Source organism: Kitasatospora acidiphila (genome assembly GCF_006636205.1).
In the GTDB taxonomy this organism is placed as follows: domain Bacteria; phylum Actinomycetota; class Actinomycetes; order Streptomycetales; family Streptomycetaceae; genus Kitasatospora; species Kitasatospora acidiphila.
On sequence record NZ_VIGB01000003.1, the window covers coordinates 1,198,729 to 1,217,989 of the forward strand.

Annotated in this window: 20 protein-coding genes; 6 read left to right on the top strand and 14 right to left on the bottom strand. The window is 67.1% G+C overall.

Annotation, left to right across the window (positions count from 1 at the left end):
• Positions 1-189 precede the first annotated feature (189 nt).
• Positions 190-1,017: an inositol monophosphatase family protein gene (locus tag E6W39_RS06180; protein WP_141632653.1), complete on the bottom strand. Its 828-nt coding sequence runs from the start codon at positions 1,015-1,017 to the stop codon at positions 190-192.
• A 196-nt stretch (positions 1,018-1,213) separates the two neighbouring features.
• On the opposite strand from E6W39_RS06180, the gene E6W39_RS06185 reads away from it, so the two are divergent.
• Positions 1,214-2,149: a phosphotransferase family protein gene (locus E6W39_RS06185; RefSeq protein WP_141632654.1), complete on the top strand. Its 936-nt coding sequence runs from the start codon at positions 1,214-1,216 to the stop codon at positions 2,147-2,149.
• A gap of 184 nt (positions 2,150-2,333) precedes the next feature.
• Here E6W39_RS06185 and E6W39_RS06190 read toward each other — a convergent pair whose 3' ends face one another.
• The 10 genes from E6W39_RS06190 to E6W39_RS06235 form a co-directional block, all read right to left on the bottom strand.
• On the bottom strand, positions 2,334-3,002 hold the full coding sequence (locus E6W39_RS06190; RefSeq protein WP_141632655.1) for a GDSL-type esterase/lipase family protein: 669 nt from the start codon (positions 3,000-3,002) through the stop codon (positions 2,334-2,336).
• A 271-nt stretch (positions 3,003-3,273) separates the two neighbouring features.
• Positions 3,274-3,792 (bottom strand): GNAT family N-acetyltransferase, encoded by a 519-nt coding sequence (locus E6W39_RS06195; RefSeq protein ID WP_141632656.1) that lies wholly within the window; start codon positions 3,790-3,792, stop codon positions 3,274-3,276.
• Between the two features lie 148 nt (positions 3,793-3,940).
• The gene (locus E6W39_RS06200; protein ID WP_141632657.1) at positions 3,941-4,513 is read right to left on the bottom strand and encodes a histidine phosphatase family protein; all 573 of its coding nucleotides are present in this window, start codon (positions 4,511-4,513) and stop codon (positions 3,941-3,943) included.
• Positions 4,506-5,267, bottom strand: coding sequence for an SDR family NAD(P)-dependent oxidoreductase (locus E6W39_RS06205; protein ID WP_141632658.1), 762 nt, complete (start codon positions 5,265-5,267; stop codon positions 4,506-4,508). Before E6W39_RS06205 ends, E6W39_RS06200 begins: the two co-directional genes overlap by 8 nt.
• The gene (locus tag E6W39_RS06210; protein ID WP_141632659.1) at positions 5,252-6,382 is read right to left on the bottom strand and encodes a hypothetical protein; all 1,131 of its coding nucleotides are present in this window, start codon (positions 6,380-6,382) and stop codon (positions 5,252-5,254) included. Before E6W39_RS06210 ends, E6W39_RS06205 begins: the two co-directional genes overlap by 16 nt.
• Positions 6,379-7,545, bottom strand: coding sequence for a glycosyltransferase family 9 protein (locus E6W39_RS06215; RefSeq protein ID WP_141632660.1), 1,167 nt, complete (start codon positions 7,543-7,545; stop codon positions 6,379-6,381). The genes E6W39_RS06210 and E6W39_RS06215 overlap by 4 nt, the downstream gene beginning before the upstream one ends.
• A complete protein-coding gene (locus tag E6W39_RS06220; protein WP_141632661.1) occupies positions 7,542-8,120 on the bottom strand; it encodes a phosphoribosyltransferase in 579 nt (192 codons plus the stop codon). Before E6W39_RS06220 ends, E6W39_RS06215 begins: the two co-directional genes overlap by 4 nt.
• Positions 8,121-8,180: 60 nt before the next feature.
• On the bottom strand, positions 8,181-9,986 hold the full coding sequence (locus E6W39_RS06225; RefSeq protein ID WP_141632662.1) for a DUF4254 domain-containing protein: 1,806 nt from the start codon (positions 9,984-9,986) through the stop codon (positions 8,181-8,183).
• Complete coding sequence (locus E6W39_RS06230) at positions 9,983-10,657, bottom strand: hypothetical protein (protein ID WP_141632663.1); 675 nt, start codon at positions 10,655-10,657, stop codon at positions 9,983-9,985. Before E6W39_RS06230 ends, E6W39_RS06225 begins: the two co-directional genes overlap by 4 nt.
• A complete protein-coding gene (locus E6W39_RS06235) occupies positions 10,651-11,112 on the bottom strand; it encodes an NUDIX hydrolase (protein ID WP_141632664.1) in 462 nt (153 codons plus the stop codon). Before E6W39_RS06235 ends, E6W39_RS06230 begins: the two co-directional genes overlap by 7 nt.
• A gap of 234 nt (positions 11,113-11,346) precedes the next feature.
• Between E6W39_RS06235 and E6W39_RS06240 the strand changes: the two genes are divergently transcribed.
• The 5 genes from E6W39_RS06240 to E6W39_RS06265 all read left to right on the top strand — a co-directional run bounded on the left by E6W39_RS06240 (position 11,347) and on the right by E6W39_RS06265 (position 15,703).
• A complete protein-coding gene (locus E6W39_RS06240; RefSeq protein WP_141632665.1) occupies positions 11,347-12,417 on the top strand; it encodes a hypothetical protein in 1,071 nt (356 codons plus the stop codon).
• 23 nt (positions 12,418-12,440) lie between these two features.
• On the top strand, positions 12,441-13,031 hold the full coding sequence (locus tag E6W39_RS06245) for a cysteine hydrolase family protein (protein WP_141632666.1): 591 nt from the start codon (positions 12,441-12,443) through the stop codon (positions 13,029-13,031).
• Positions 12,994-13,953: an FAD-dependent oxidoreductase gene (locus E6W39_RS06250; RefSeq protein WP_141632667.1), complete on the top strand. Its 960-nt coding sequence runs from the start codon at positions 12,994-12,996 to the stop codon at positions 13,951-13,953. The genes E6W39_RS06245 and E6W39_RS06250 overlap by 38 nt, the downstream gene beginning before the upstream one ends.
• Positions 13,954-13,999: 46 nt before the next feature.
• Positions 14,000-14,470, top strand: coding sequence for an NUDIX hydrolase (locus E6W39_RS06255; protein ID WP_141632668.1), 471 nt, complete (start codon positions 14,000-14,002; stop codon positions 14,468-14,470).
• 246 nt (positions 14,471-14,716) lie between these two features.
• Entirely contained in the window at positions 14,717-15,703 is a 987-nt protein-coding gene (locus tag E6W39_RS06265; RefSeq protein ID WP_323808990.1) for a phosphotransferase family protein, read from the top strand.
• Between the two features lie 124 nt (positions 15,704-15,827).
• On the opposite strand, the gene E6W39_RS06270 is transcribed toward E6W39_RS06265, so the two are convergent.
• From E6W39_RS06270 to E6W39_RS06280, 3 genes are all read right to left on the bottom strand, one after another.
• Positions 15,828-16,871 (bottom strand): S66 peptidase family protein, encoded by a 1,044-nt coding sequence (locus tag E6W39_RS06270; protein ID WP_141632671.1) that lies wholly within the window; start codon positions 16,869-16,871, stop codon positions 15,828-15,830.
• Between the two features lie 40 nt (positions 16,872-16,911).
• Complete coding sequence (locus E6W39_RS06275; RefSeq protein WP_228717995.1) at positions 16,912-17,643, bottom strand: His/Gly/Thr/Pro-type tRNA ligase C-terminal domain-containing protein; 732 nt, start codon at positions 17,641-17,643, stop codon at positions 16,912-16,914.
• 589 nt (positions 17,644-18,232) lie between these two features.
• Positions 18,233-18,994 carry a methyltransferase domain-containing protein gene (locus tag E6W39_RS06280; protein WP_181799129.1) on the bottom strand — a complete coding sequence of 254 codons (762 nt, stop codon included), beginning with the start codon at positions 18,992-18,994 and terminating at the stop codon, positions 18,233-18,235.
• Positions 18,995-19,261 lie beyond the last annotated feature (267 nt).

The window sequence follows — 19,261 nt, forward strand, 5'->3', positions numbered from 1 at the left end:
CCACCTCAGGCTGGATGAGGCCGCCGGCGACGAGTGGGACTCGCGTCGGTACTCCCGCTTCCCGGTCACGGTCAGGCAACCATTCCATCACCGACCCCGACCACGCCGCCGCGGTAGCCCACCTGCGCGAGGACGCCTCGGCTCGCGTCCAACGCTGACTTCTGCCGGCGGCGCCCCCGCCAGGTACCTCTATGCGGTGCCCGCCAGTAGGTCACGGACGCGGATGGCGGTTGCGTCGTCACGCGCGATCGCGAAGGGCAGCGCGTTGTCCCAGTCCACCCGAAATGGCTCCCCGGCCACCGTGTACTGGGCACCGCCGGCTTCCGCGACCAGCAGCAGGCCTGCCGCGTGGTCCCAGGCTGCAGGCCAGCTGAACGCCAGGGCATCCATGTCGCCCTGTGCCACCCGCAGGTACTCCAGCCCGGCCGCGCCGCAATACCGGAGCCGCACGCCGGGCACCTCAAGGCGGGCCAGCACCGCCTTCTCCTCAGGACTGGTGTAGTCCGGGTGCGTGATGGCCACCCTCAGCTCGGAGCCCGACTCGGGCGAACCGCTCACCAGGCGCCGCCCGTTGAGGTACGCCCCCTCACCACGCACGGCGGTGGCGAACTCCCCCAGCGCGGGTGCGTACGTCCAAGAAGCGAGCAGTTCACCGTGGTGTGCCAGCGCCACCAGGGTGCAGAACGCCGGGTCCCCGTGCACAAACTGACGGGTGCCGTCGACCGGGTCAACGATCCACACCGGCACGCTTCCACGCAGCGCCCCGTACACGCCAGGGTCGGCGTGCACCGCCTCCTCGCCAACCACGACCGAACCCGGCAGCAGCCCCGTGAGCGCGGCGGTCAGGTACTCCTCGGCGAGCCGGTCCGCGACGGTGACCAAGTCGTGCGCGCCGGCCTTGGACTCCACTTCGTGGTCTGCCAGTTTGCGGAAGCGAGGCATGATCTCCGCGGCCGCGGCCTCGTGCACGGCCTCCTCGACGGCGCCCAGGCGGTGGGTCAGGAAGTCATCGATCACGCCCCCAGCCAAGCACACTCCCGCGGTAAACCGCTGTCCGTAAAGGAAGATGGAGTGCCAATTCTCTTTTGGTTCAGTCGTTCAAAGTCGCATGCACTCCCGCAGGCAGCTGTGTAGTCCTTCTGTGTAGCAAAGCGCTACTCTGCGTGGGGTGTCCGGCGATGGCCGATCTGTCGAAGCTCCCTCGAGGTCGCACATGCAGTCGCACGAGACGAACTGGATCGAGTACTTCAGCTCTGGCGGATACCGTGACGTGGTCCCGCTGGCCGCCGGGATGGAGGGTGCGGTCTACCGCCTCGGCCAGGGGCTGGTCGCCAAGGTCTGGGGTCGGCGCGAAGCTGCGGAGTTGAAGCGCCTGCAGAAGTTCTACTCGGACATCTCTCGGGCGGGCCTGTCGTTTGCGACACCGCAGATCCTCGAAGTCCGCGAGGTCGATGGGAATGCTGTAACGATCGAGAGAGAGCTGATGGGTCGGCCGCTCAAACAGTTCGTGGGTGCCGGCGTGCCACCAGAGGCGGACGCTGCCGTCATAGAGGTACTGCGGGGATTGGCCATGGTGCCAGCGACGGCAGCAATGCGTCAGCTGGCGGTACTGGATGAGCCGACGCCGTTGTGGGAAGGCGCGGAGAACTGGGCGGCCGCCCTTAACGGGTTGCTGCAGCGTCGGGTTGCGTCGTTCGGAGACCAACTGCGCTTGGTGGTCGATGGCTTCGACGTTGTCTTCAGCCAAGTTGCCGAGCTTGTGTCTCGGCAGGCTGAGCGGCCGCAGTCAGTGGTGCACGGTGACGTGTGCTTGGAGAACATCCTCGTGGGCGACGATCTGCGGCTGACTGCCTTGCTGGACTTCGGTTTCCTATCTGGCGCGGGCGATCCTGCATGGGATGCGAGCATCGCTGCGGGGATCGTCGACATGTACGGGCCTCACGCTCGAGAGGTCGATGACCGGCTTACTCACCGGGTGGCGCGAGAGTTCGGTTACCCCGTTGAGCTGCTGCTCGGATATCGCGCCGCGTACGGGATCGCAGCGTCCAACGCGTACGACCCGAATGGGGCCGACGGACATTTCTCCTGGTGCGCCGCGGTACTTGGGCGTGAGGATGTCCGCGAGGCTCTTGAAGCTGTTGCCGTCTGAGGAACCGTTCCTCCCCTGCCCGGATGGAACACGGGCCTCTCGGCATCAGCCGACTGGTCTCCTGAACCGGTCGATGGCGTCAGGAACTTCGCCGAGTCGGCCGCCCTGGCAATCGCTCGCAGATGCCCGTAGAGGTGGTAGCGGTCGTACAGGCGTGGCAGGGCGATACCGGCGGCTGGCGGGTTCAGACCGCCACCTTCCCCTTGATTGCTTGCGCCACAAGTTCGGCGACAGGAGCGTGCGAGTCGCGATCGAGGTGCAACCCGTCTTCACCCACGCTGGCCACATCGCCGAGGCTAACGAACGCCAATCCACGACTCACCGCCAAAGCGCGAAGTCCGCCAGCCAACTCCTGTGACTTATCGATTGATTGACGATCAAAGTCGGCACCATAGAGTTCGGCGAACTTCGGCCTACGATTGTCCGGAGGCACTGGGGCCAGCAGGACAATGTGACTTTGGGCACCGTCGCGGCTACTTGCCGTGACCAGGATGTCATCCACGAGTTCGGATACTGCAGAGACAATCTGAGCTGAAGAGCGTTCGAAGCGGACCTTGAGGTCGTTCGTACCCAACATCAATACCACGATATCCAGCGGCAGATGCGTCTCCAGGCACGGCCGTAGGTATTCGCGACCATTGGCGCCGATTTGCTCGCAATCGTCCAAGTCGGTCGTACGCCCGCTCAGCCCCTCCTCGATGACGCTGTACTCGTCTCCCAACAGGCGCTGCAACTGACCCGTCCAGCGCATGTCGACGGGCCATCGTCCGAGCTCGACCTGCTCGGAGCGCTGTCCGTAGGTGTTGGAGTCACCGAAGCAAAGCACGGTAAGCGCATCGGGGTTGGTGAGCACTCGCCGATGATACTCGGAAGAGCGCCGGATCTGCTGGCGAACCGCAGCAACCTTGCCAGACATTCCGACGTCAAATCCGTTGGGGGGAAGCAACTTCGGCACGATGACATGACGTCATGCGTCATGTCGGGTGCTGTCGCGGGGTAGCCTCCGCAAGGACCGGTGCCAGTTCCGCGTAGTACCCGCGACCGACTATGCGGACGAGGAAGGCCCGCTACAGGCCCGCCTGCGTTACCGTCAGCGGTCTCCAGAGCAGACAGAATCTGGCAACTCACGTGAGACGTAGGTCGAGTGTGTATCGCAGCTCGGGGATGGTGAAGCCCCTGATGGTTTCTTCGCGGGCGACGCCGTCAGGACTCCAGCCGTGCCGTTCATAGAACCTACGGGCGCGGGCATTGCCGGTGAGCACCCACAGAGTCGCCCTGTCGAACCCGCCTCGACGCAGGACGTCATGAGCCGTCCGGACGAGGGTGGAAGCCAGGCCGCTACCCCATTGCGACGGTGCCACGTTCAGCGCCCAGAGCTCGCCGGCACCGTCAGCGTCCGCGTCCCGTCCAGGACCAGTGTGCGCAAAGCCCAGTGGAGTTCCGTTCACTTCGGCGACCAAGATGTTCTCTCTCAAGGTGCGTTCCCCGCTCAAGGTTAGTTGCCACGACACCGTACGGCGCTCCATGGTCGTCGCGTCGAGCAGGCCCTGCGGCATGAGGCCGGCGTATCCGACATGCCAGGCATCAAAGTGAACACGGGCCAGCGCGGGGCCGTCGCCGACGACCGCGTCGCGAATCAGCATGTTGAAGCCCTTCAGGCGACCTGGGCCCCGCAGTTGGCGAGGCCGTTTGAAGCTGGCCCGACCACGCCCGGAGGCGGATCCTGTGGAACTGGGTAGCCGCTGCGAATGCCCCGAGAACTGGGCAGGTGCCCCTCTCGTCGCTGCGGCTTCAGTTGCCTGCAGTCAATGTTGTCAGCACTCGGGTTTCGGTGAACTGCCAAAGGTCCCGCGCCGCGTCCTCGAAGGCTACTGCCGCGCTGTTGCCGAGACGGGTGAGAACGCCGAGATACAACGCGTGGGAGATGAGGAGCAGGCTGCCCTGGCGGGCTGTGGCGTTCAGAAGCGTGAGGCCGTCCATAGCGCGCGCATGCAGGTCGGCGAGGCTTTCGCCGTCGCCGCACCGCAGTTCAGGTTCCTCGCGTCGCCGAGCCTGCCAAGCGGTGTACCTCTCGGGGTAGGTGCCAGGTCCGCGGCCGTAAACGATGCTCGGCGCTTGCCACTCGGCGAAGATCGGAAGCGCAGCGACCAGCGGCAGGCTGGTGTGGTTGGCGAGGATCTCGGCGGTTTCTCGTGCACGGGGCATCGTGCTGGTGACGATGCCGACGATGCCGTCCGGGACGCTGCGGGCAGCGTGACGGGCCTGCTCACGGCCTTCGTCGCTGAGCGGGGCGCCGGGGTGGGCGTGATGGCCGGTTTGGTGTCCCTGGTAGGCAGCGTGGCGCATGAGCCAGATGTCAGCCAAGGATCCAACCTCCGTCAACGCGCAGGGTCTGGCCGGTGATGAAGCCGGCTTCGTCGCGGGCGAGGAAGGCGACTGCGGCGGCCACGTCGTCGGGATGGCCGCGGCGTTGGATGCACTGGCGGGCGAGTTGGCGGGTGGTCATGGCTTCGGGGTCGGGGACGACGTCGTCTTCGGCCGGCACGCGGATGGAGCCGGGGACGATGCAGTTGGCGGTGATGCCGCTGGGGCCGAGTTCGCGGGCGAGGGCGCGGGTGAGTCCTTCGAGGCCGGCCTTGGCGCTGATGTAGGGGGCGAGGTCGTGGCGGCCGGCGGTGGCCAGGACGGATCCGAGGGTCAGCATTCGTCCCCAGCCTTGTGCGGCCATGGCCGGGGTGAGGGCCTGGGCCAGGAGGTAGTGGCTGGTGAGGTTGGTGTCGAGGCTGTCGCGCCAGTGGTTGAGGGTGAGTTCGGGCCAGGGTGTGCGCGGATAGACGCCGGCGTTGCTGACGAGGATGTCGATGGTGCCGAGTCTGTCGGTGGCGGCCCGAGCGAGGTGTTGGGCCTGGTCGGGGTCACGCAGGTCGGCGTGGATCGGCACAGCGGTGGTGCCTTGTCGGCCGAGGTGGGCGGCGAGGTCGTCCGCGGCCTGGTGGTCGTTGAAGTGGGCGAGGATCAGGGTGGCTCCGTCGGCGGCGAGGCGGCGGGTGATGGCCTGGCCAATGCCGCCGGTTGCTCCGGTGATCAGGGCGGTGCGGCCGGTCAGGGTGTCGCGCACAGGGTTTCCTCGAGGTGGAAGAAGGTGATCGGGTTGAAGCCGGGGTCCATGGCTTCGGCGAGGCGGGCGAGGATGATCATTCGGTCGCGCGCTTCGAGGTCGGCGACGTTGTAGATGGCGAGGATGCGCATCACGAGGTAGGGGCGCAGGAGTTGGCCGAGGTCTTGGCCGGGCCAGAGGTCGGCGGCGGTGGGTTCGACGAGGTGCTTCCAGTACCAGTTGGCGGCGGCTTGGCGGGCTGGTGCGGGGGTCGTGCTGTAGTCGATGCGGATGGTGCGGGTGCGCGGCTCGATGGCGAGCCAGTGGAGTTTGGGCCGGTTGATGGGGAGTTGATCGAGGGTGGCGGGGTGGTCGGTGAAGGCCGTGGGGTTGTAGGTGGGTACGAGCCATCCGCCGAGGGCGGTGGTGTACCAAAGGAAGTTGGCGAACTCGCCCGGGAGGCTGTTCATGCCGGCGGTGTCGTAGTCGAGCCAGGCGAGGGGGTAGGCGAGATTGACGTCGGTGGGGTCGCCTTGGGTGAGTGCCGCCCAGATCGGCTCGTCGGTGGCGAACTGGTCTCGGATCCAGGTGAGGGTGTGGTGCCAGTCGAGGTGCAGTTCGCGGTTGTTGACGATCAGGGTGTGGTTGGTGAGTTCGCTGACGGTCAGTGGGCCGTGGAACGGGTAGTCGCGGCCGAGGTAGTAGTCGTCGAGGCGTCCGCCGGGTTGTGCGCGGTCCCAGTAGAGCTTGCGGACGATGTGGCGTGGGTGGAGCAGGCGGGCGGTGGTGGACATGGCCTTCCGGTACGCCTCGGTCAGTGCGGTCATGTAGTCGCGCAGTTCGTTGGTGGGCTCGCCGGGTTGGTTGAGCAGGTCGAGGAGCAGGCCGCTGTCGGTGCCGACCGGCAGGCGCTCGTAGAGGAGCAGGTGCCCGCCGGGGACGCGCTGGTGGGTGTGGAGGGCGGGCACGCGGTAGTGGTCGGCCAGAACCTGGTGCCCGCGGATCTCGGCGAGTGCCTCACTCGGGTCGCGGGTGTACTTGAGCATGATCGGGTGGCCGGCCACGGTGGCGGGCAGGAGCAGGTTGCGGGTGAAGCGACGGATCGGTCCGATGCTCCAGCGCGGGTTCGGGGTCATCGGCGGCCTGCCAGGAGGTGGGTGGCGAGGTCGGCGACGGCGGCCGGGGTGATCGCGGTCAGGTCGGCGTCCTTGGGTTGGTCGAGGTGGTCGCGCACCGGGCAGAGGTCGCCCTGGTGCATGCGTTCGGAGGCGGTGGTGGCGATGGCGTGGTGGTGGGGCAGTCCTGTGCGCCACTTGCTGTGGCTGTGACGGGCGTAGAGGCCGATGACCTGGGGGCCGGCTCCGTTGGGGTTGCGGGCGAGGGCCGCGAGGTGGGTCAGCCCGGTGTCGTTGCCGAGGACGAGGTCGGTCTGTGGGAGGAGGTCAGCCAGGTCCTCGGCCGGCATGCCGTCCAGGTGCAGGATCTGCAGGTTGCCGCGGGGCGGCTCGGCCTTGGCAGTGGTCCGCGTGTCGGTTTCCGTCTTGGCGCCGATGAGCAGGAGCCGGACGGGGGCGCCGGTGTGGTGGGCGATGCGTTCAGCGGTTTCGGTGAACCGGTCGGTGCCCCAGTCTTTGAGTTGGGGCCAGCTGGTGGCGGTGATGGCGGCGATGGTGAGTCCGTCCAGCCAGTGTGCGCTGTGGAGTTGGTGGACCCTTGGATTGCTGCGTGCGTACAGCAGCGGGGTGAACGGGCCGCTGGCCGGAAGGCGCACGCCCAGGCGGCGCTCGAGCGCGAGGTAGTGGCGGGCGGGCAGATCGGAATGAGCGTGGCCGTCGGTGGACCAGCACGGTGGTGCGGCGGGGTCGCACATCAGGTAGGTGCCGGCCGCGGGGCCGCGGGCACTGGCACCGTCGCGGTCGGCGATCACGGCTTGCTGCTGGTCGCTCGGGCCGATGACGTCGAGGCGGGCGAGGTTGCTGCGCGCGAACAGCGCGGTGTGCGGGCCGGTTACCGTGACCGGTACCGGTTCGCCATGGCGTAGGGCGAGCCACTCGGCTGCGGCGCGGACGCTGGACAGTGTGAGGAGACTGTCGCCAAGCTTGCCGTGCAGGGCGATCTCGATCTGAGTGCAGTCGGCCAGGCGGTTGACCAGGTCGATTGCGGGCGGGATGGGAAGTTGCTGGCCGATGTCCAGGCCGGATCGGTCGTAGCCCAGCGGCGTGGTGTGCAGGTCAGCTGCCGGGTAGCGGGTCTGCCCGTTGTGGCACCCTATGGCAGGAGCGGGGGTCTTGGTGCTCACCGGTCGGCCTGGATGGAGTGCAGGCTGGTCAGTGGGAGGCCGAGGCCGGCCAGGCGGTGCCGGCCGGCGTGGCGCTTGTCCTCGACAAGGCAAACCGCGCCGAGCGGGATCGCGCCCGCGCCGCGCAGGCGCTGAGTGAGGTTGGCCAGGGTCTCGCCGGTGGTGATCTCGTCGTCGACGATCAGTACCCGGCTGCCACGGGTGATCCCGTAGGCGTAGACGTCGGTGCGGCGGGCGTGCGGCTCGCTGAACTGGACCATGCCCTCCAGCGGCAGGTGCAGCTTCCAGGCGATCTTGTACGGCAGCCCGGCCGCCTGGGCCAGCGCAAGGGTGGGGATGATGCCGCCGGCATCCAGGCCGAGGAGGTAGTCGATGGGGCCCAGCTCCATCTCCTCGTTGGACTTCTTCCACAACTCCTGGCCGGCGCTGGTCAGGTCGGCCATGCGGACGGGCTGTTCCAGGCCGTCCAGCGAGTGGATGACGCGCTCACGGCGGCTGGTCTCGGGAACGCTCAGGCGCTCCACGGTGCGGGCGGCGAACGGTGCGGGGATGGTGGGCGCGAGGGTTTCGGGCATGGCTGTACTCCGGTCGTGGCTCGTGGGGTGCTGGGAGGCGGTTCGGCGAAAGGGTCAGCGTTATGCGGCGAGCTGCAAGGCGTACCAGGCCAATAGGCGATCGGCCGCGGCGATGACCGTGCTGAGCGCGTTGTCGGGTGTGCCCTCGCGCCACGCGTCGGCGACGCTCTGCAGCGTCGGCAGGTCGAGCGGGCCCAGCCCCGGCAGGTTGGAAGCGGCGGCGAGGATCTGGTCGGGGCCGCTGGTCCATTGACCGTTCTCGCGCAAGATGAGTCGGGCGGCGAGAACGATGTGCTTGTAGAGCTGGCGCAGGATGCCCGGTGTGGCTTCGGCCCGCAGGCGCCGCAGGGTGATGACGACCTGGGGAAGTTCGCGCACGGCAGCCCGAGCAAGGTCGTCAGGCGTGATGACGGGCACGTGCAGCGTGGCGGTCCGGTGCAGGACGGGCATGCCGTTCTGGATGTTGTAGAGGGCGAAGGCCAACCGGGGCACGAGGCGGTGCGCGAGCAGCTCGTCGGCGGTGACCAGCGTCAGGCCGACCGAGGCCACATCGCCCAGGCGGCGGCGGTAGTCGGCCAGCGCCCTGCTGACGGCAGGGGCGGCCTGGTGGTCGGCGACGACCAGCAGGTCCAGGTCCGACCAGCCGGGAATCCAGGCTCCCTGGACGGGGCTTCCGGTCAGGGCCGCAAGCTGCACCGCAGGGCCGGCGGAGCGCAGGGTGTCGGCGAGCGCGGCAGTGGCATCGGCCACGGTTGTCGGCACGTCGGGAGGCTGGGGTATCGCGGTCGGTGACTGGTCGGGTTGGACGGCCGGCCGCTGGGCGATGTGGGCCAGCCAGGCGCGCAGGTCGAGGACGCTGCCGGTGTTGTCGAGGACAAAGTCGGCCACCTCCAGGACTCGGTGGGCGCCGCGGGAAAGCTTGACCTCGTCCTTGGCGGCAACCGCTTGCGGGCAAGTTCCGGAGCGGGTTGCGCGTACGTCGAACGGCACGTCCAGGTAGACGATTTGCAGCACGTCGCCCATGAGTTCCTTCAACTCGGCGATGGAGGCGTCGTCGTGGACGGACTCGATGGTGAACAGGCGAACGTCGCGGTGCCCTTCGGCGAAGCGGTTCAGCTCCTCCAGCAGCAACTCGGCCTGGCGCGCAGCGGACAACTGGTAGGGGTCACTCAAACCCCGGCGCAGCGCGCCCTGCTGCAGGAGGTAGCCGATCTTCAGGCGCTGTGCGCCGTGGAAATCGACGAGGTACCGGGCGCTGGTGCTCTTGCCGCACTCGCTCAGGCCACCGAAGGCCACCACCTTGTCGATTCCCCGCGCCGGTCGCATGGTGACCGAGACGGCCTCATCGCGGCCGTAGAGCTTGTGGCGAGCCGCATTCGGGAGCCGGCGGCGCCCGGACATCACCTCGATGGTGAGGATGTCGATGGCGGCGCCGAGCTCGTCGCGTTGCTGGTGGAGCGTCGGCACCCTGCGAGCAATGAGGTCGTCGAGTACGGCGGCCCGCTCCGTGTGGAAGACACGAAGCGTCAGAACGCTCAGCCGGTCCAGGCTGCCGGCGATCGTCTCGGTGTGCACCGGGGTCTCGGCCGACGCGGTGGTGGCCAGGGTGGCCAAGACCTCGTCGGCTCGTTCGGCGAGCTGGTTGCGCTCGGCGTTCAGCTGGTCGATGGCCCGCTTGGCATCGGCCACCGCCACCGGGCTGGCGTCGGCCGCGCGAACGCGGTCTTCCGCCTCCCACAGGCGGCTGTTGACGGCGTGCAGGCCCTCCAGCGCCTGAGTCAGGCGGCGGCAGTCCTTGTCGGGCAGCGTTTGAACAGCCTCGGCCAGGCCGTCCGGGAGAATCAGGGGCGGGATCGGGAGGATCACGAGTCGTCTCCTGTCCGGAGAAACAGTGCGGGGATGATGCGTGCGGCGTGGGTGAGCAGGCGGACGTGGACGTCGTTGATGCTGCGGCCTTCACAGTCGATCACCGCTGCGTAAGTGCCTTTGCTGGCTTGAAGGGTGAGGACCTCGTGCAGGGTGTGCTGGTAGCGGACGTACACCCCGGTCCACACCCGGCCCTCGCGCACGCTGGTGATCGCGTAGCTGCGGGCAGCGTCACGCGAGGGCAGCAGCAGGATCGCTGCCTCCGGCTCGGCGGCCAGGCCGCTCTCAGCGGCGAGGGCTTCGATGCCGGCCAGCGCCTGCGCGCTGGTGAGGCTGTCCTTGATGGCGCTGGTGGCCGCGGCTGCCGCCAGGAGCATTGGCAGACCGCGATCCAACAGACCCACGGACTGCGGACTACGAGCCGCGGCTCGCATGGCGTGGCTGGCCAGCATCATGCCGGTCAGCTCCCTGGTGCTGACCTTCTCGAACCACCAGGTAGCGTAATCCCCTTGCGCGGCCCCATTCCACGGCGTCGGATCGTGATGGTGGATCGAACCGAGCGGCTGCAGTGCGGGATAGTGCTCGGCGATCCGCGCCAGGTGGGTGGTCTTGCCGACGTTGTCCGGCCCGTTCAAGCTCAGGAACCGCGGCAGCGCGTCGCGGCTCACCATTCGCTCACCGTTCGGATCGCCTCGATGTTGGCGGCGATGAAGTCGGCCAGCTGGGGCGGCATCAGCTGGATCCCGCGCACGGCCTCCGCCGTGAACGGCACCCGGACGACCTCGTAGCCGCCGCGCTCGGGCTTGGCGAACTCGGTGCCGGTGCGCGCCTCGAGGTCCATCTCCTTCAAGCGGGCCACGAAGATGTGCTGCACGCCCAGGCCCTCCTCCAGCTCGTCCGTGATCAGGTGGACGAGCCGGGGCGGGTGGATCGCGCCGCCCAGCTCCTCGAACACCTCTCGGTGCAGCGCCGCCTCAACGCTGTTGTCGCTGGACTCGACGCCCCCTCCGACCGTCACCCAGTACGGCTCGCGTCCGGGCTTGGTCCGCCGGATCAGCACCAGCTGGTCCAGCTCATCGCCGTCGAGCAGGATCACCCGGGCGTTGCGCTTCACGATCTGAGACATGGTCTGTGGACTCCTCGCGGTCACGACCGGACGGGTAACTCCGGTGAGACATCAGCATGGCGGCTGACGAACTGCATGAGGTTGAACGAGTGCCGCACCGCCGCCGTACCGCTGCCGAACCAAGATGGCTACGCTGGCCGTCCAATGCCGGTACTGTCGGTGACCCGTAGGGGGTGAGGGATGATCGGCGTGCAGCAGTGGAGTGGCAGGGAGGCCGCCCTTCTGTGTGCGGCTATGCGCAAGTCGCAGCGCGACTTCGCCGAGCACCTCGGGGTCAGCGACCGGACAGTGTCGAAATGGTTCGCCGGCGGAGCTGCCCTGATCCCGCGTCAGGAGTCACAGGCCATCCTGGACACCGCACTGGAGCGCTGCTCGCAGGACGCCCGCGCCCGCTTCGCCGAAGCTCTCGGGCAACGACCCGCCACCGGTTCGGTATCCGCCCCGATCGTCGTCGACTCCCACAAGTTCATCCCGGTCTACATCGGCGAGGACCTCGCCCGACACCTGCGCGGTTCGACGGCTGGTGCGCCGGAGGCGTGGCTGGAGCGCTCGTCCGCGCAGGTCAACCACCCTGACGGCGATTGCACGCTGCACCTGTTCGCCTGCGGTGTGGCCGTGTTCCATCTCGTCCAGCGCCGAGAGCCCTCCTCCCTCACCGATCTGGCCCTGTGGCGCTACCGCACCTACGCCGCCGACCTGCCCTGGGCCCGAACCGCGCTCGCCGGCGCCCTCGACATCCCAGCCGCGCAGGCTCCGAACCCGGAGTACGTCCTGTCCCTGTACTGGCTCGCCAGCAGCCCGTGGGCCGGCGACCAACTCGACACCGCCACCCGGCTACTGTCGACTCCGTCGGTTCTCGTCAACCGCACCAGCGCCACACCGCAGCCCCTCGACGCCTCGGTGGAGGACTCACTCCTCGCCAAGGGCTTCGAGCATCCCGACCTGGTCTCCTTCGGCATCCGCGGCGTCTCGACCGGCTACGCCGGCTGGTCCGGCGTGGCCTACGCCGCCCAGGACGCCGAACGGAGTCTGACCCTCGACGAGCTGATTGCCTGCGAGCTCGACGTCCAGGCGCTGTGGGCCTTCTGTCGCCAGATCCAGCAGCTCGTCGAAGACGGCCGCGACCCCACCATCTCCGAGGGCTACGGCTGGCGCTTCCTGCGAGCGGCGTACTCTCGCCTCACGACGGCCCGCGCCCAGGAAACGGCCCAGCACGTCCTGATGCGCGAAGCAGTCGTGAACACCAGCGGCCTGGCCGCCCGCATGCGCGCGGCCCAGGACGCCCTGCGGGACACAGTCGGCTGACGGTCAGGACGGGAAGGACATCGATGGACCCCAAAGCGGCGTTGATCGTCGTCGACATGCAGAACGGCTTCCTCAACCACCACACCGAGCACCTCGTGGCCAAGGTCGCCGGACTCATCGACCGCTGGAGCGCGACCGGTCGGCCAGTCGTCTTCACCCGCTACCTCAACTACCCCGGCAGCCCGTTCGAGCGGCTCATCCACTGGACCCGCCTGCAGACCTCCCCGGAAACCGATATCGCACCTGGCCTACTGCCCCACGTGGAGCAAGCCGTAGCAGTGATCGACAAACCCGCCTACAGCTGGTTCACCCCCCAGGCCGCCTCCCTCGCCGCCGAGGAACGCTGGAGCGACCTGGTGTTCTGCGGAGTAGCAACAGAAAGCTGCGTCCTCAAGTCAGCTGCCGACGCCTTCGAGCGTGGCTTCACGCCGTGGATCGTGACCGACGCCTGCGCCAGCGACGCCGGCCCGGAGATCCACGACGCTGGCCTGCGCATCGCCCGTCGCTTCATCGGCTCCGGCCAGCTGGTCACAAGCGACCAGCTGCTCACCCGGCTTACCACACCCACCGCAGAACATGAGATGGAGCGCAGTGGACATCCCCTCTCCCCATGACTTGATCATCATCGGCGGCGGCCCCGCCGGCTGCGCGGCAGCCGTCATGGCCGCCAGCGTCGGCATGCGCTCGGTCCTCGTGGAACCGCGCTCGCTGTGCCACACCCTCCGGCGCATCCCCGCGCTCGGCAACGTCCTCGGCTTCACCGCCGGCCCCGCGCTGGCCGACGCCATCACCGCCGACGTCCACCGCAGCGGTCTCTGCGAGGTCCTGCTGAGCGAACACGCCGAGTACCTCGACGCAGACGAGAACCAGGCCACCGTCGGGCTCGCCTCAGGACGGCGCCTCACCGCCCCCTTCGCCATCGTCGCCACCGGCGTACGACCAGCACACCTCTCCGAGACGCCCTGGATCAGCCACCACTCATCCAGTCATCTCACCACTCCCCCGCTCTGGGAAGCCGACCCCTCTGCCCTGAAGAACCGGACAGTGCTGGTCCTCGGCGCCGACCGCCCCCTCGGCACCCTCCTGCGCGCCCACCCCGACCTGCCAACGCGCCTCCTGGTCCTCCACCCGGCCGCAGACGACTACAAAGCCGAAGAAGCTCGCCACGACAGCCGCGTCGAACTCATCCGCATCAACCACATAGCCCTCGAAGAGCAACAGGACGGCACGCTCGCAGCAACGGGCACCACCAATGACGGCCGGACCGGCCGCTGGCCAGCCGACGCCGCCTTCCTGAACGTCGGTTCAATACCCGCCACGCTGAGAGGACTTCTCGCCACCGACGCTTCGGGGTACTGCCCACCCGATCGCCAGCACCCGCGTGTCCTCACCGTCGGCGACCTGCGATCCTCCCGCGGACAGCGGATCATGATCGCTACCGGATCCGGCAGCGAAGCGGCCCTGCATGCCTACTACACCACCCGACTCGACCAACAACGGCCCGGCACGCCCGCTCAGAGTTTCGAAGCGGCCTAGAGCACGGCGCGGCCCTGGACAAACGATCACGAGGAGTCCGGTTCAGATGCGTAGGACGGAATACTACGGCGACCCGGCGGCCCCACAGGCGAACTCGCTCGTCCCTGCAAGCAACCTGCTCGTTCAGGATGAGGACGGCGCGATCCTCCTGCAGCGCCGGCGCGACACCGGCCAATGGGCACTTCCAGGTGGCAAGCAGGACATCGGGGAGTCCGCGGCGGAGTGCGCGGTGCAGGAGTGCCTGGAGGAGACGGGCATTGTCGCTGAGATCACCGGGCTGCTCGGGGTCTACTCCAACCCGGCGCACATCGTCGTCTACAGCAGTAACGGCGAAGCCCGCCAGCAGTTCGAGGTCGCCTACATCGGCCGCCCCATCGGCGGTGAGCCGACAGTCAACGAGGAGGCCGACGGCGTGCGCTGGGTGCAGCCGCGGAACCTCGACGACTACGACATCCACCCGAGCATGCGGCAGCAGATCGGTGACTACCTCAGCGGCAAGTATCCCTTCCTCGGCTGAGCGTTCAGTGCGGCGGCGATCTGAAGCTCACCTTGATAGAGTCGTTCGGCGTGGTCAGGACCACTCTGCTGCTGCCAGTTGATCAGTTTTTGAGCCATGGGCACAGTACCTCGGGGACGGTAACGCTGCCGTCGGGCTGCTGATGCTGCTCCAGGATCGCCGGGGGCACCCGGCTGGTGGCCAGCCGGCACGTGCTCGCGCGGTATTTCAGTGGCGGCCGACAAACTGCGACGACAGCATGAGCCCATGCCGAGCACCGTAACACCCAGGCCGTCTTACACCTCTACGGCAGTTCGCCCATGCTGGGCGCAGCTTCCACCGACCGTAAGGGCCACCATCGAGCAGCGGCTGGGTGGCGCAGTGGTCCCTGGTCTGGTTGCGGGCAGTGGCTTTACGCCGGGGTTTGCGGCCGTCGTTCAGGGGCAGAGCGGTGCCCAGTTCGTAAAGGCCGTCGACGGCACGATATACCCGGGTTTGGCTGATAACTACCGCCGGGAGAGCAGGATCAATGCGGCGCTGCCTGATGGGGTGCCAGCTCCCCGGGTGCGCTGGGTGAACGAGAGCCCGGATGGCTGGGTCGCTCTCGGTATCGACGCCGTCAATGGGGCGCGCATGCCCGTCGACCCATGGCAGCAGAACGAACTCGACGCTGTCCTCGTGGCCTGTTCCCGGACGGCGGAGCTACTGGCTGAGCCAAGCCGTCAACTGCTCGACCAGGGGTTGCACCCTCTTGCGGATGAAGTCTCGTTCGAGTACTGGCGCCAGGCCGACGCGGGAACGGCCGCGGTCGATGAGCTCCCGGACTGGTTCCCGCGGTGCTTGATCGCTGCCCTGGCGGAGTTGGAGAGCACCTGGATCGAGGCGACGGCTGGCAGTTCGGTTCTCCACCACGACCTTCGGCGCGACAACCTCCTGCTTGATCCTATTGGCCAGGTATGGATTTGCGACTGGAACTGGCCATGCCTCGGGGCAAGTTGGTTCGACAGCTCGCTCCTGCTGGCAACGGCATACGCCGATGGCTACGACGCGACTGCACTGTTCTCCGCTTACTCGCCTGCCCGAGGCGTGTCCCCCGAGCAACTGGACGCTGCCCTTGCCGCCCTGTGCGGACTGTTCCTCTTCAATGGTGCTCTTCCCGCACCGGCCGGCAGCCCCTCGCTGCGCCAGCACCAGACGTGGTGCGGCGAAGTCGCCCTCCGCTGGCTCGCTGAGCGGCGCCGATGGAATATCTGATGGAAGGCAACGGTCAGCTTTCACCGTTCGCCGACAGGCCAGGTCTGGCAGGGCCACGCGGGCACCGGCGTCCCGAGTTGGCTAACTGAAGCAGGCGGGTGGCAGCGCCGAATCTGGCCGGTCCTCAGTACGTCACGAAGACCCTACGCTCTGGCCCATCGACGCGGATGGTACCGCCGCAGGGGATTACTAGCTGTGGGTCTGTGTGGCCAAGGTCGACGTCAAATACAGCGACAGCCCGAGGTGCGTACTCTGCCAGGGCGCGTAGGACGGCCTCGCGCTGTCCTTGGCGGAACTGTGTCTTCTGCTCAGCATCCAGCGTGCGATAGCGGGACCACGTCTTCGGACGGCCCATCAGCAAGGCCGAAAACTGCTCGAGCAGACCGCGCTCTCCCATGTTGCGCATGATCACATACGCTTGCTCAGCACTTGGCATCGAATCTCCGGTTTCCAGAAACAGCACCCCACCGGAGTACGCCTCGACCGGTTGCATAGCCAGGCCCGCCATCAGTTGCCAGGACACGATCTCCAGGTCACCTCCCCAGCCGGCGCCTTCCACTACTCGATTCGCGTTGTGCCAGTTCCAGCCGTTCGCAGGTTCCATGTACGGCTCGACATCGAAGGTCTGCGGATCCTGCCAGGAACCAAGGACCTCGCCGAACATGAGTGGCTGCCGAAGTTCAAACTCGCCGGAGGTAAAGAGCGCCGCCCGCAGGGATTCTGCTGTCATCGGGTGCAGCTTGCCGGGTCGGCCGTACTGAGTCATGACCATGCCGCCGTGAAAGCTGACAATGCCCAGGCTGCACAGGAACAGCACCAGATTGGTGTTGTCGCTGTAGCCGAAGAACGGCTTCGGGTTGGCGCGAATTAGGTCCCGATCGAGGTGGCGTAGCACGGTGATCTGGTCGGAGCCGCCTACGCTGGCGATGACTGCCTTGATCTGAGGGTCAGCGAAGGCCGCGTTGATGTCGGACGCACGAGCCTGCGCGCTCGCTCCCATTGTGCGGGTGGTGGGGTACTCGACAGTCCTGAGACCGAAGTCTTCCTGGAGCCTTCGCAGCCCCAATTCGTAGGGTAGTGGTACGTCACCGGGCAGGCCGCGCGAAGGTGATACGACTGCGACAGAGTCGCCGGGCTTAGGCTTGGGCGGATAGACCGGAGCGATCATGTCGTCATGGTAGTAGGCAAGTTGCCAGACCAGGGGGACATCAGTGCTGACATGTCATTGAGCGGCTCCCTGGTTGAACCTCACAGGGGTAACCCGAAGATATGCCCCTGAGATTGTCAGCTTGGGCTAGCAATCCGCCGATTGCAGTCGTTTGCCGCCCTATCCCCGCGTGGCGCGTGCGTTCGAGAAGCTTGGTCACCTGTCCAACAACCTCGCTGAGAGTCACCTCGATCTGCTCGCGGGTAGCCAGGTTCCGAACAGCTACGAGTCCGCGTTCCCACTCACTCGGAGCGACGACGACCGCGACCCGGGCACCGACCTGGTCGGCGTGCACGAGCTCCTTGCTCAGCTTTCGAGGCTCCAGTGGCGTAGACGTGCGGATGCCGGCTAGCCGCAAGGTGCGGGCGACGGCTCGACAGTCGGACAGCAAGTCCGCGCCGACAGGGATCACCACGACGTCAACCTCAGCGCGGGGCTCTGGCAGTAGTCCGTGTCCCTCCATGAAGTCATGGAGGGTGACGTCACCCATGCCGAATCCAATACCCGGAATCCTCTGGGTCGTGAAGAGCCCGGCCAGGTCCTCGTACCGGCCGCCGCCGAAGAGCGAGCGGCTGTTCTGCGGATGCTGGTCGAAGACCTCGAACACGGTGCCCGTGTAGTACTGCAGGCCACGCACGATGAAAGGGTCGAAGGTGACCAGGTCGCGGGAGTCTCCCGCAAGGATCTGCGCCAGCATGGACCTGCTGCGCGCCTCCTCGGAGACGTAGTCCAAGACGCCGATTCCACTGGGAATAGAGCTGCTGATTGGCGATCTCCTGGCCGGACTTCGCCTCGTAGATCTCCGCCGACTCCAGGATGGGGCCGTCATAGCGGACGAAGCCGTAACGCTCGATCGCTTCGTAGAGCTGATGGAAGACCTGCTGCCGAACGGACATCTCCGAGGGGAGGAAGTCCCTCGTGCCGCGATACGGGGTTGTTGGCAGCAAACGTCCCACCAGGTATGCCTTTCTACGCGAAGCGAAGTCCGTTGAAGGAGCAGACGTTCCGTCAGCTTAGCAACCGGGCAGTGACGTTGCGTCGACGTCGTATCGCTCGGGCGAACCCCTGCTCGTGCCTGCCAGGGCTGGTTCAGCTCCGGCAGGCCACGAGCGACCGTAGCGCGGAGGTTCTACTCAGCGCACTCGAGCCCGCGCGGCACCAGGTCGCAGAACGCGAAGCGCGGATCGGCGTTGCGGCGCGAGTAGACCGCGCGGCAGGCGAGATCGGAGCGCCGGAAGAGTCGAGCCAGCTGGTATGCCTACGCGAGAAGCGCTGGAGCGTCAGGATGTGCACCAGGTCCAGGTCGGAGTCACTCTGTCTCACTACGCCGGTCGGCTAGCGCTGACGACCACTGCTGTCTCAGCAAAGAAGAACCGTCCGAGACTGGCCGACTCCTGTACGGCGGCGTACCAGGCATCGACCTCCTCAAGGGCCACGAGACCCGTCCCTCGCCGCGCCGAGTTGGTCAATGCCTGCCGGATGTTGTCGATCCGGCGGGCGGCTTGGCCGCTCATCTCGGTCGAGGAGGTGACCCATGTACGAACCTTCGTCAACGCCAGCGGTGATGCCTTGACCAGTCCCGGGAGCTTCCTGCCGATCCGCCCGTCAGCGTGATCCATCCAGGTCTGCTGGTCGTCGGTGAACGCATGACAGATCTGCCGGTCCAGCTGGCGGTCTGCTCCTTCGATCACGATGGAGTCGAAGTCGACGTGCGCCACTACGGCCTTCCCGCGCGGCTTCAGTAGCCGCCAGATCTCGGCGAAGAACGGGTCCGCGTCCGGAAGGCACTCGAGGAGGTTGTACGAGACCACCGCGTCGGCGCAGCCATCTGGCAGGGGAGCCGGAACCCGCAGATCTGCAGCAAGAACCTCCAGCCGTCCGGAGTAGTCGGCCAACATCTCCCGGGCCGCCTCGACGCTCTCAACTGAGCGGTCAATCCCGGTCAAGCGCATTCCGGGGTACGTACGCGCGAAGGCCGCCAGAGTCGGCCCCCTCCCGCAGCCGAGATCGATGACCCACCCATCCGAAGGAGCCTCTGCCGCCTCGACCAGGTACTGGTGGATCAATTCGCTTTCATCGGACACGCTGCTTCCTTCCTCAGCCAACCCGGGCAAGCGACTCCACCGACGGCACGTCAGGTAGGCCGGCACAGGCGTACTCGTGAACGGTGGCCAACCCAAGATGAGTTGGGACAGCCTTGGCGACGAGTACAGTCCCCGGAGTCCGCTTGAGGCAACTGGATATGAGCCTCAGGGATCACGGTTGGAAGATCGTTGGCAGCGTCCATCCGATTCGAGTCGGTGCAGCCCTTCGAAGCCCGCAGTGCCGACGGTGCAGCAGCCCGGCGTGGT